The sequence below is a fragment of the Clostridium sp. DL-VIII genome (assembly GCF_000230835.1).
GTDB lineage: Bacteria > Bacillota > Clostridia > Clostridiales > Clostridiaceae > Clostridium.
Map to the genome: position 1 here is coordinate 4,046,017 of NZ_CM001240.1, position 11,350 is coordinate 4,057,366.

Below are 11,350 nucleotides of genomic sequence, written 5' to 3' on the forward strand. Positions count from 1 at the left end.
TCCTAGTATATATCCTCTCCATCATCTGGCTCTGGATCTGGATACCCATTTGGCATACAATCTTGTTCTTCAGTCGGATTACAATCGTCAAAAAAGTCTGGAAAACAAGCTCCACTAACATTATTATCACTAATTTCCACCAATTCAAAATTCATTTTATGTCCCCCTTTATAATTAAAAATTTAAAATGAGTAATCAATATTTACTAATAGATAATTCTATTATATCTTAATTTGATTTATTTTTAAATTGGCTGATAAATGTTTAAGTAATCATATGCCTATACTATAATTATTTCCAATTAGGCAAATAATATATGCACATAAGTTCTTATCTAAATGAAAAAAGCTATCCTTTTCTGGATAGCTTTTTGCGTTTCAAGTTTTTAAGTCTTAATTTTTAAAATTTCTTCCTTGCTAAGCTTTGAATATTTAATTATTTTCTCTATTGGTTCATTATCCTTTAGCATTTCTTTTGCTATTTCTAAGGCTTTTTCTTCCTTACCTTCTTCAATTTTCTCCCTATCTCTTTCTAATAAAGTCATAAATTCCACCTCCATTGAAATATCATTTTTAACTTCTTGCACCCTTTTATGTATGGTTTTCACAAGATTCCCTTTAGCACCTTGTATTGTATCATCTGTTGAATCTTCTACATAAGCAAGGAATTCTAGTAGAATGATTTGATATTTCCATTTTGCTTTCAAGCTTACGCCACTCTTCAATCTCGAGCTTATAGTATAATGTATCATCAGATTTTGGCAGTTCATATATTTCACTTCTTTTCGATAAATACATTTTAACCATGTTTTTTCTAACATGAGAAATCATAAACCTATAATTAAAAAATTATTTCTTGTTCTAATTTTCTATCAAGTTTTATCATCCTTAATAAGACATCACTATACTCTTTATATTCCTTATTTTCTAATAATCTAGTAATCTCACTTACATCATTAACTGTTAGTGGTTTGGCGTAATCAATGTTTTTAAGCAGGGTTTTACTATCCATATTTAGAGTTTTAAATGGTATTTTTGTCTTTTTTATTAAATGAACTAAAATTTTAAAGCCCCCAGCATCAATATCACCAGAATGATAATAATTTATGTAAGGATTTTCAGAATAAATTTTAATTAATAAGTTTTGTCTAACACTATTATGATACCCACCTAAATAGATTACGCCTCCATCTCCATTATAATTATTAAATGATGTTAAATTTTCAATTGTCACTAGCTTATTTCCTAAAACTTTAATCTCTTTAATGTTTTCTATATCTTTTGAGCTTATAGCTATACCTCCAAGAAAATCATTTGCGTTTATGTAACTTTCTTTAAGTTTTAAACTCATATTTCCCTTAAAATAAACATAAGTATAATTCTTCAAAATGTTATAATCATTAAGAAATTCATCACTAGAAAAGTCTTTTATAATCTTAATTATTTTGCCCTCTATAGCTTCATACCTTTTGGAATCTCCATAAACTTTAACTGAAAAATTCCTTCTAAAAATTTCTTCCTTTTGTTTTAGCACTTCATCTATACCTTTCAATATATCTTTACATTCTGATGAATTTTCAATATCTAAATATTTCTTTACAGATCCATTACTTTTAAGTTTATCTGTAATATATTTTGCAAAGTTTCCGAGAACATCTTCCCTTTCTTTATAACTTTCCAATAATAATGAGACTTCATCTTCTTTTTGCTTTTTTTCTTTCCTATTTAAAAATAAATATGCAGCTTCTATGTTTTCAAGATTTAATTGAATCTTTTCTATAATATGGCTTTTGTATCCTTTTCCTTTATATACTTTTATAAGTTTTTCAATTTCTAGCTGATTACAAGCTACATCAATTTCTTCCTTATATTTGTAATTTAGTTCATCAAAATATTCCTTTATACTTTTCAAGTTAAATTTAAAATATATCTGTGTATCTCTTAACGCATCCCCCTTATAAATGACGCTATTTTCATAAGAATCAATTAACTTATCTAATAGTAATTTTTTATAATTTTTCATTTATCATATCCTCTATAATACTGAATTTATCTGCTTTTATTGCAAGAAGCACTGTATTTACATAAGGAGTTATAGGCTCAATTTTTTGTGGTGGTGCTCCTATTAATAATTGCAGCTGAGAATTAAATTTATCATAAAATTCCATCATAGACATAATTCTCGCATCATCCATTTTATCAAAGGCTTCATCAAATAATATAATTCCTATAGATTCTGAAGATGAAGATACCCCTTTGTAAAGCTGTAGAAATGATGCTGCCATTGCAACATAAAATGGAGTTTGAGTTTCTCCTCCACTCTTCTCCCTGCATACTTTAGAAAATAATGATGTAGTATTATCATTATATTTAATCTCTATATCATAGCTCATATAATTTCTATAATCAGTTAATTTAATAAGTTCTGCTTCATTACTCTCATTATCAAAAGTTAACTTATCAAATAATTCATTTAGGAGTTCCTTATGTTTATTTTCATAAGATGTACTAAACAAAGTGAAACCCTCACCTATATTTTCATTATCCATTATCATATCATAATATTCTTTATTTTCCTTGCTTTTCCCAATTTTAAACTCGTATTCTTCATTTCCAAATTTGACATCTTTAAGGCCCTTATTTAATCCCTTAAATTCGGATTTCGCAGTATTAATATTTTCTTGAATTTTAGATAAAAAGTGTTCCTTAAACTCTTCTTCTGCATTTTTCCTTGAAGTTTTAACTTGCTCTTCGTATTCGATAACTTTACTTTTCACAAGATTATCAAGTTCATCTAAGAAAGTATTAATACCATTTATCCCAACCTCTGCTCCGAAATCATAAGTAATATTATATGATCCCTGAAGATTTTTTAAATCTTCTTCAGTTTTTGATAATTTAGTTTTATTTCCTTCCTTACTCACATTAAAATTATTTTTAATGACTTCAAAAGATTTACTTTCAGTTTCTTTAATAAATCTCTCCTCTGCCTCTTTGGCTAAAGAGCCAATTTTACTTTTATTTTCCTCTACCTGCACTTTTTTTATAGAAAGAATTCTTCTTTTGTCATCAATAATATTATTAATTGAAGATAAGTTTCCTTTTTTATTTATCAACTCATTTTCTATCTTCTTCTTACTTAAATTCAAACTTTTAATTTCCTCTTGAACTTCATTAAGTTTTATTTGAAGGGCCATATAGCTGTTATTCTTTTCTAATTCAAGAATCTCTTCCTTAAGTATTGAAACCTTATTACTTATATCTACTATTCTTTTTAAAACATCACACTTTTCCCTTAAGTTTTCAAGCCTAAGCTTATTAATTGTTTTAATTATATTTGTAACTATATTAATATCTTCTTTTAAAACATTAATTTCAGATAATAATATGCTAAGATTATCTTTTGCCTGCTCTAGTTGATATTTATAAGCATCTTCACCTATGTAAGGAGTTTTGTATGTCTTTGGATTTATAGCTCTTGCAACATTATTTTTATACATCATACATGTAGGAGTTATGGATGTTTTATGTTCTTTCAATTCTGAAACATGAGTGCATCTAATTACATTTCCGAGTATCATATTAATATATCTTTTGGCATCAAGGCTTTTAGACACTACTACCTCTGCTAAGGAATTTTCAAGAGGCTTATCATACTTTTCAAGACCTCTGGTGTTTATTATTCCAACTGAATGTAGCCCTTGTGCTTTACTTAATCTCTCATAAATTTTAAGTACTGAGTCAAAATCTTCTTCATCTACAATAAGATAAAATCTCTGAGTATTTAAATACCCTTCAACAGCATTTTTCCAAACTGGATCTATAACTTCCAATAATTCGCACAATATTTTTGGAACAATTTCTCTTCCTAATTTTCTTGTTTCCTTTATGATCTCCTCTTTTAAAAGCATAACTTCCCTGGGATATTGAAGATTTCTCTTTTCAAGTTCAGAAATTTGTTTCTCTATATCCTTTCTATTATCTTCTTTCTGTTTTAATTCATATTCTTTTTCAGCTCTATACTTTTCCTTATTCTGTTTAGTTTTATCAATTACATTTTCAGTATTTATTGATGTTGTTTTATATTCTTCTATATTATTTTCATCTAGTGAAATCATTTTATTGTAAAAGTCACCTATAGTATCCGTATCCAATAGAAGTCTGCTTAATTCTTTAATATAAGATTTTTGTTCACTAAATTGTTTTAAAAATCGATCTTTATTTTCTTTTTCATGTCTATAATCTTTTTCAGCTTGTTCTAAAGAATTCTTCATAGTCTCTAATGCCTTGTATTCAGAATTCGAATATAAATCAGCTCGGATGTTATTAGCAATCTTTGTTTTGTCATTTATTTCATCATAAATAATATTATTCTTATTATTTAAAGCTTCAATATTAACATTCAAAGCAGTAATTTCTTTTATTTTTTGTTCAATTTCTTCTTTTAAAAGCTCTTCTTCTGCTTTTAATACTATGTATTCATGCAGACTTATTGTCCTTGAAATACTTTCATATAAGGAATACTTAGCCTTTATTTCTTCAAGCTTTTTAATTTTTACTTTCACTTCATTTAAGACGTCTTCAAATTCTTTAAAAGTTCGTATATTTTCTCTAAGTTCATCAATATTAACTGATTTCTCTTCTAGTATGTAAGTATATACAAACTCTTTAACATTAGAAATTGGTTTGAATGCTAAAGCCTTTGGAAGCAATTCGAAAAATTTTTCATTTAACCGTCCAAGTCTGTGAGAAAAATCTTTTTTAGCATCTACTATCCTTGTTGATGAAAATGGCATATTTACTTCTTTTCCATATGTTCTAAAATTAGATATATCAGTAGGTTCATTATTAACTATGAAAGTTACATCTTCAAATCTGCATTTTTCTGCTCTATACCAAAGAACCTTTTCTGAAGTTTCAGAAGCTGAATCAATTACGGCCCCAATTATAAAATAATTTTTCTTACTTTCCTCATAAAATTCCAAGGCTACGTGAGCTGAAATATCTCCGTTTCTTTCAAATTCATTGTCTTCTCTTCCTGTTTTAAATCTTACATATCCAGATAAACTTCTTTTGGAATTTTCATTAGCTGCCTTATTAAAATTATTTTTAGAACAAGTTAAGACAAATTGAATAGCATCTAAAATTGTAGACTTTCCTGCTCCATTTTCTCCTGATAAAAGAGTTGAGTTTTTAATTTCAATTGTTTCATCCTTAAATGCATGCCAATTAACTAGCCTAATCCCCGTTAACCTCTTCATCATCTTTTACCCCCTTTCTTTTATAAGTTTCTAATTTTTCATAGATACTAGTTAAATTTTCGCTTCTTACTATCATTTGAATTGTTGGATAAACTATGATTCTCGCATCACTCAAAGTAATATCTCTATCCAATGTTTCGATGATATTAAATTTCCTTAAAGTTCTTATTGCCTGCTTAAGTAATGTTTTATCCATTAACCTATCTTTAAATCCAAGAGCCATAAACCTGCTTTGTATTTCTTCTATTTCCACAATCACAACTTGAGATAAGGATAATTCCTGCATTTTTTCCTGATATAAAATCCTTAGTATTAAAAGAGTAATACTATCAATAAGTTTTAATGAAATCTTATTATTTCCAAATTTATTAATAAGCTGAGCCGCTTTTATAGATTTATTAATTTCAAGTTCAAATCCTAGTGGTTCAAAATATTCATTAATTGCATCTTTATGACCTTCTGCAAAATAATAATCCTTTTTTGTATCTTCCTTTTGCTTGCAAATTAAACAATAACTTAATAGTTTATTACAAACCTTTTTAAATTCATCTTTCTCTTTAATGGACAGTGAATCATATATCAAAGTTACTTCCTCCATATCTCAAAGTTTTTAAAAGTAAATCCATTATTCGAAGCAATAATATCTTTTCTGTTAATAGAATATTTAGCTAAAACATGATTACCATATAACCTTATATAAATTATCTTAATAAAATCATCTACACTATTTATCTCAATTTCACTTGCAAGAACCATCTTTTTATCTCCTAAAAGTTCATCAACTATTTCATTTACCTTCTTAGGAGAATACTGTTTTTCCTGCTTTTTCTTAAATTCATCAATCTTTCTTTGACGTTCTTCCTTTGATAGTGTATCGCTTAAAATCTTACCTGGCTTAAAGGATTTTTTTCCTTCATTTGCAATATATAGAGATGTTTCATCTATATAACCATAAGAATACAAAGTGAATAAGTCTGTAACTTCCTCCAGATAGTCTGATGATAAACCTAATTCAAGTTCTTTATATTCATTACTTATGTACTCCAAAATTCCTTTTACGATACCTGTCATATCTTTAGAATTGTTAAGTAAAAATTTAGCCCTAGTTACAGCTGCTCTTATGTATTTAGCATTCTTACTATCAATATCATGCATAATATCGTCTAATTCATTAAATGCATTTATTATGTTATGAACTATATCCTTAACTTTTTCTATTCCCTCATCTAATGAGCCCAATTCTTCATCTCCTCTGTAAAACTCTCCAGCTTCACTTAAAAATTCACTACTAATTAAACTTTCATTAAGCTTTTCAATAATTTGAGGCCTATACTTTGAGACATTTTCTGAAGTTTTTAATCTATGATATGCTTTGTCAATTACTTCTTTAGTATAGTTTCCAAAGAACTCTTGCATAATCTCCTCAGGTGTTTTTTGTTTAGTTAATCTGTCCATATACTTTTTTATATTTGAATTCAAGTTTTTCAATCCACTTATAATTCCTTTAGTATTTTCAAAAACCTGCTTAATAACAACTCCTGCCTTTTCATTTGAATACAGCATAGAATAAATACTTATTATATTTCCTTGATATTCTAAGGATTCTTTACTTACTATTTTTAAGAAAGCTTCTAAAATAACAATTGCATAATCATGAAAATTTATAATTTGTTTATAGTCATTAGTCTGTTCTGGATAAATCCATCCATAATTAATTAGCTTTCTAATCAAATAATTTGCTTTTTCTCTATTATTATTTAACTGTTCATCTTCTTCATTTTCAATATCATAGTTAATTAATCCCAAATATTCTTCAATTTCATCAACTAATATGTCTTTATCAATACCATAAGACAAACCGTTTTGAACCAATTTATATATTAAAGAAATAATTTTAATATATAGAGTCTTTCCTTGACTGGAAAGTGGAACAAAAAAATTCTCTGGAACTATTTCAAATATATTAATTTCCTTCATTATTCCTCCTTAAATTATCTATTTTACTTATATATTACCATATTTCTTATTAGGATTATATTCAGTAATATAATTAAAGCTGAGACTTTCTAAATATATGAAAATCTCAGCTTATACTATATATTTTCTTAATCAACTCGAAACTCTTGACTTACTATACTCTTAACGTTTGATAAAAGCTAATCTCCATTTAAATCTATACTCTGTATAAAAATAAGGCATACAAAAATTTGTACACCTTTCGTTGATTTATATTTAATTTGAAAATTAGATTTATTTATAATTATCTAAAAAAGCTGAGATTCTCTAAATTTTTCATGTGCCTAATCTAACAGACTTGTATTTCTATTGTTAATTTTTCTAAATTTATTACAGCTCCAAGCTTAATAAGAACATCTAAACCTATTAATCCATTTATTTCTCCACTTTGATCTATTACTCCAAAATCTATATCTATATTACTAATTCCTATACTATCAACTTTTATCTCATCAATGTTTTTAACAAAAGCACTGTGGGTGCTTCCACCAACACCATAATACTCCATTATTCTATCATTCATTTCTGCATATATGCCAATATCATCTACACAGTCAGGTGATATAATAGAACCAGAAGCTCCTGTATCAATAACTACATTATCAATTATCTTTGATTTCTCCTTATACTTAATTTCTATATTTGCAAATAAGAGTCCATCTTTATATTCTAACTTCATTATATTCTACCTCTATAAGCTCTAATATTCTTCACTTCAATAATTATATTTTCATTAGCTGTATGGTACACTACTGTACCTTCACTGCAATTCATAAGTTCTTTTGTTGCACTTTTATTATCATCTATAGCTTTAATAATTGCCATATCATCTATAATTTTATTATTTCCTTCTAAATGCGAATCTAATATTTGGATCTTCACAAAAGTATTAGGATATGTTTTTCTAACTTCATCCCATTTCATAAATACTCACTCCTTTTATCAAACATATAATTTAGCATATAATTTATTTCAACAATTCACCTTTTAATACTGGCTATTCTATATAACTTTTTATAACTCATTTTCTTATCTCGATTATATCATAAACTTGACTTGTGCATCAATTTGAGAAATGTTTCTATGGATATGAATCCATAAATTACTTTGATAAAATTTTATAAAAAAATAGCATAGATGCCTCAAATATGTTAGGTTTAAGTTGCAACACCAAACCTAAGGAGGGTCAATCTATGCTGACAACAATTTCTTTTCTAAGAGCTTGTAAGGTACTATCTTCAACATCCTTTCTTATTAATCTCAATTTAGATTTAAACCAAGTTCTTAGCCCCATTATTCACCTTCAATATAATAGTATATTATATTTTATTTTCATCATAATATAAAAATGCTCAACTTCGGTTTTAATCATTTCCAATCTTACAAACAATATACGTACATAAGTTCCTATTACAAGTAAAAATAACCTAGTATATTCTATCTCACAATAATATACTAGGTTATTTTATTTCTATTTTCTAAGAAGTTCTTTAATACTTTATATGTGTCTTTATAAAAGCCTCTTTAGAAACGTGTATTGGTATGTGCTTAGATATAGCAGCTACAACATTAGACGCATTAATAACCAAATTGCTAATTATTTAAGGCATTTTTTGTAATACTTACCTAAACTTAAAATGAATGAATAACATAAACTTTTTCTACAAATAATAAAAAGTAAAGAAGGTGGTGATATTAATGGGTAATTCCGAACATAGCAATGATAATATGGGTAAGAGTAAAACTGCTCAAAAAAAGAATAGTAATAAAAATAGTAATAAAAATGATTTTAAATAATATATACTTTAAAAAATAGCTTGTTGATTTTAATGAAATTCTAGAGATTCAAAAATAGTCCGTGTTAGGCACAATCAAAAAAACTACGTAAATAACGTAGTTTTTTATATACCTATTTAATGAACATCATTTAGTATTTAATATAATTTTACTTGGGGATATACCATACTTGATTAAATATTGTTTTGTTTTTTCACTATTAACGTAAAACACAGCCTCATCGCACTCATCAAATGCATCACGTCCTATACTTTCCACACTATCTGGAATTATTATCCTTTTCAAACTAACACACCTTTCAAATGCACTAACTCCAATACTAGTTACACTGTCTGGAATTGTTACATCTGTTAAAAACCCACAATTATAAAATCCTCTATTTCCTATGCTTTTTATCTCAATATCTCCTATTTTTCCTGGTATAACTAATGGAATACCAGTTTTTCCTGGACCCCAAGGGACTTTTCTATTAAATTTTACAATTCCGCTAGTTGACTTAAGGATATCAAAATCCCCAGCTTTAATACATTCTATCCCAACTCCATTATCATCTAAATACCAGCCATCTACATCTTGATTCTTTTCCATATATCCAAAAGTACCAAAATAATACCAGTTTCCAGAAATATATCTCCAACCTTTAGCCCATGAATCGCCTTCTGAATACCACCAGCCATTATAATCTTGTTTCCATTCTGCACTTGCACCTATTGGATTTAATAATAATACTGAAGCTACTACTAATACACTAGCTATTACTTTTGTTAATTTTAACTTTTTCATATTCTCCCCCACTTTTTACCCCTTCATTTTAAATTAACATTTTATTATATTTTAACATAATTACCAATAATATTCGACATAATAATAAAATAGGCATTTAATCTATTATATTAAGGATTCCTTCTCCATATTTCTCAACTTTAATTTCACCAAACCCTTTTACTTCTAATAGCTGATCTTTTGTTTTAGGCTTAGCCTTAATTAATTCCTCAATTTGCTCATCTTTAAAAACCATAAATGGTTTTATATTCTCACTCCTAGATGTTTCTGTTCTGAATTTTTTTAATTGTGTTCTTATTTGGTTCTCACGGTCAATATTAAATTCATCATGATTTATCGCCTTCTTATTATTTCTATTTAAAGCATGCTCTTGTATAAGCTTTAAAATATCATTGCCATACTTATTTATCTTTACTTCACCTAGTCCTTTAATTTCAAATAATTGTTCAATTGTTTGCGGTTTCTTTTCTGCAAGATCATTAATTATGCTACTTGAAAAAACAAAATGATATTTTAACCCACTATAACCTTCTTCTTTGGCTTTTTCATTTCTATAAAGTTTTAATTTTTCTGCAAGTTCTTCATCACTTTCACTTAGCTCAGTAACTACAGCCATTTTCTCTTCTCTCTTTTTATCTATATCATTTAAATCATCATGACTTATTTCTTTTTCTTTATCAATTACTTCTTTTAGAACTATACTGATTTCTTCTGAAAAATCTTGTTCTACTATTCTAAACTTTGCTTTATAATCTATATTTATCGGTGTATGTTTTTCCTTAAAGTAATTTGCTATTTTAAAGGCTGCTTCTTCTTTAAAAACTGTTTTCTTCAATTCATTATCTAAAGTCTCAATATAGTTTCCTAATTTTTCAGCTCTTATTATTTGATTTTGTATTTCTTCTGGTGCATATTTTTTTCTTATTATTGCTTTTGGATTAGCCATTATAACAAGAGATTTCACTGGTACATTATCACATTCAAAAACTTCTTTAAGAATTCTCTTAATTAAATTAGAATGCTTTTTATTTTGTTCAATGGGACTTGGCATGCACTCTTTATTTTCATACCCATTCTTATTTTTATAAACTCTTATAAAATCTCCATCTTCATTTATATTTACATCTCCTAAAAGCTGTTTTGTTTCAATAACACATATATATTTCTTTGTTATAAGCAAATAATCAATTTGAGAAGTTAACCCTTCATATTCTATTCTAACATCGTGCAAATATAGAAAAGGTAACATACAATTTTTCAATTCAAATTCAACTGCTTTTTCTCCTTGTAGTCCTCTTTTCATTGCTCTTATTTCTTTATTAACTAATTCTTTTTTTCATCATTTTTTAACTTTGATAATAAGTCACCTAAAGCTTTTATGTTATCATTTTCTGTGCTAAATTCTTTAATTGCCGTTGGTTTTGTTATAGTTTTAAATTGCGCGTTTTCCATATTTAATAAATTCGAAATAAATCCCATATTACACCAAACCCT

The 11,350-nt window shown here is 26.9% G+C and carries 11 protein-coding genes; all 11 read right to left on the reverse strand.

All coding sequences use genetic code 11. The features are described from left to right. Window positions 1-2 precede the first annotated feature (2 nt). Window positions 3-155, reverse strand: coding sequence for a hypothetical protein (locus tag CDLVIII_RS31440; RefSeq protein WP_009171007.1), 153 nt, complete (start codon window positions 153-155; stop codon window positions 3-5). 230 nt (window positions 156-385) lie between these two features. Continuing rightward, a complete protein-coding gene (locus CDLVIII_RS18575) occupies window positions 386-706 on the reverse strand; it encodes a hypothetical protein (RefSeq protein WP_242835755.1) in 321 nt (106 codons plus the stop codon). 134 nt (window positions 707-840) lie between these two features. After that, on the reverse strand, window positions 841-2,022 hold the full coding sequence (locus CDLVIII_RS18580) for a Wadjet anti-phage system protein JetD domain-containing protein (protein ID WP_009171009.1): 1,182 nt from the start codon (window positions 2,020-2,022) through the stop codon (window positions 841-843). Further along, entirely contained in the window at window positions 2,009-5,263 is a 3,255-nt protein-coding gene (locus tag CDLVIII_RS18585; RefSeq protein WP_009171010.1) for an SbcC/MukB-like Walker B domain-containing protein, read from the reverse strand. Before CDLVIII_RS18585 ends, CDLVIII_RS18580 begins: the two co-directional genes overlap by 14 nt. Next, window positions 5,238-5,843: a DUF4194 domain-containing protein gene (locus CDLVIII_RS18590; protein ID WP_009171011.1), complete on the reverse strand. Its 606-nt coding sequence runs from the start codon at window positions 5,841-5,843 to the stop codon at window positions 5,238-5,240. The genes CDLVIII_RS18585 and CDLVIII_RS18590 overlap by 26 nt, the downstream gene beginning before the upstream one ends. 2 nt (window positions 5,844-5,845) lie before the next feature. After that, the gene (locus CDLVIII_RS18595) at window positions 5,846-7,237 is read right to left on the reverse strand and encodes a Wadjet anti-phage system protein JetA family protein (RefSeq protein WP_009171012.1); all 1,392 of its coding nucleotides are present in this window, start codon (window positions 7,235-7,237) and stop codon (window positions 5,846-5,848) included. 328 nt (window positions 7,238-7,565) lie between these two features. Then, the gene (locus CDLVIII_RS18600; RefSeq protein WP_009171013.1) at window positions 7,566-7,955 is read right to left on the reverse strand and encodes a retropepsin-like aspartic protease; all 390 of its coding nucleotides are present in this window, start codon (window positions 7,953-7,955) and stop codon (window positions 7,566-7,568) included. Continuing rightward, a complete protein-coding gene (locus tag CDLVIII_RS18605; protein ID WP_009171014.1) occupies window positions 7,955-8,200 on the reverse strand; it encodes a hypothetical protein in 246 nt (81 codons plus the stop codon). Before CDLVIII_RS18605 ends, CDLVIII_RS18600 begins: the two co-directional genes overlap by 1 nt. A gap of 999 nt (window positions 8,201-9,199) precedes the next feature. Continuing rightward, the gene (locus tag CDLVIII_RS18610; protein WP_009171017.1) at window positions 9,200-9,856 is read right to left on the reverse strand and encodes a leucine-rich repeat domain-containing protein; all 657 of its coding nucleotides are present in this window, start codon (window positions 9,854-9,856) and stop codon (window positions 9,200-9,202) included. Window positions 9,857-9,953: 97 nt separating this feature from the next. Continuing rightward, window positions 9,954-11,159 carry an HRDC domain-containing protein gene (locus CDLVIII_RS29385; RefSeq protein WP_009171018.1) on the reverse strand — a complete coding sequence of 402 codons (1,206 nt, stop codon included), beginning with the start codon at window positions 11,157-11,159 and terminating at the stop codon, window positions 9,954-9,956. A gap of 20 nt (window positions 11,160-11,179) precedes the next feature. After that, window positions 11,180-11,335: a hypothetical protein gene (locus CDLVIII_RS31445; RefSeq protein ID WP_009171019.1), complete on the reverse strand. Its 156-nt coding sequence runs from the start codon at window positions 11,333-11,335 to the stop codon at window positions 11,180-11,182. Between the last annotated feature and the right edge of the window lie 15 nt (window positions 11,336-11,350).

Bases quoted from the DNA above. Each gene is read 5' to 3' on its own strand.
- CDLVIII_RS29385 (WP_009171018.1), bottom strand. From the start codon at position 11,159: ATGAAAAGAGGACTACAAGGAGAAAAAGCAGTTGAATTTGAATTGAAA.
- CDLVIII_RS18585 (WP_009171010.1), bottom strand. From the start codon at position 5,263: ATGATGAAGAGGTTAACGGGGATTAGGCTAGTTAATTGGCATGCATTT.
- CDLVIII_RS18605 (WP_009171014.1), bottom strand. From the start codon at position 8,200: ATGAAATGGGATGAAGTTAGAAAAACATATCCTAATACTTTTGTGAAG.
- CDLVIII_RS18580 (WP_009171009.1), bottom strand. From the start codon at position 2,022: ATGAAAAATTATAAAAAATTACTATTAGATAAGTTAATTGATTCTTAT.
- CDLVIII_RS18595 (WP_009171012.1), bottom strand. From the start codon at position 7,237: ATGAAGGAAATTAATATATTTGAAATAGTTCCAGAGAATTTTTTTGTT.
- CDLVIII_RS31445 (WP_009171019.1), bottom strand. From the start codon at position 11,335: ATGGGATTTATTTCGAATTTATTAAATATGGAAAACGCGCAATTTAAA.
- CDLVIII_RS31440 (WP_009171007.1), bottom strand. From the start codon at position 155: ATGAATTTTGAATTGGTGGAAATTAGTGATAATAATGTTAGTGGAGCT.
- CDLVIII_RS18610 (WP_009171017.1), bottom strand. From the start codon at position 9,856: ATGAAAAAGTTAAAATTAACAAAAGTAATAGCTAGTGTATTAGTAGTA.
- CDLVIII_RS18600 (WP_009171013.1), bottom strand. From the start codon at position 7,955: ATGAAGTTAGAATATAAAGATGGACTCTTATTTGCAAATATAGAAATT.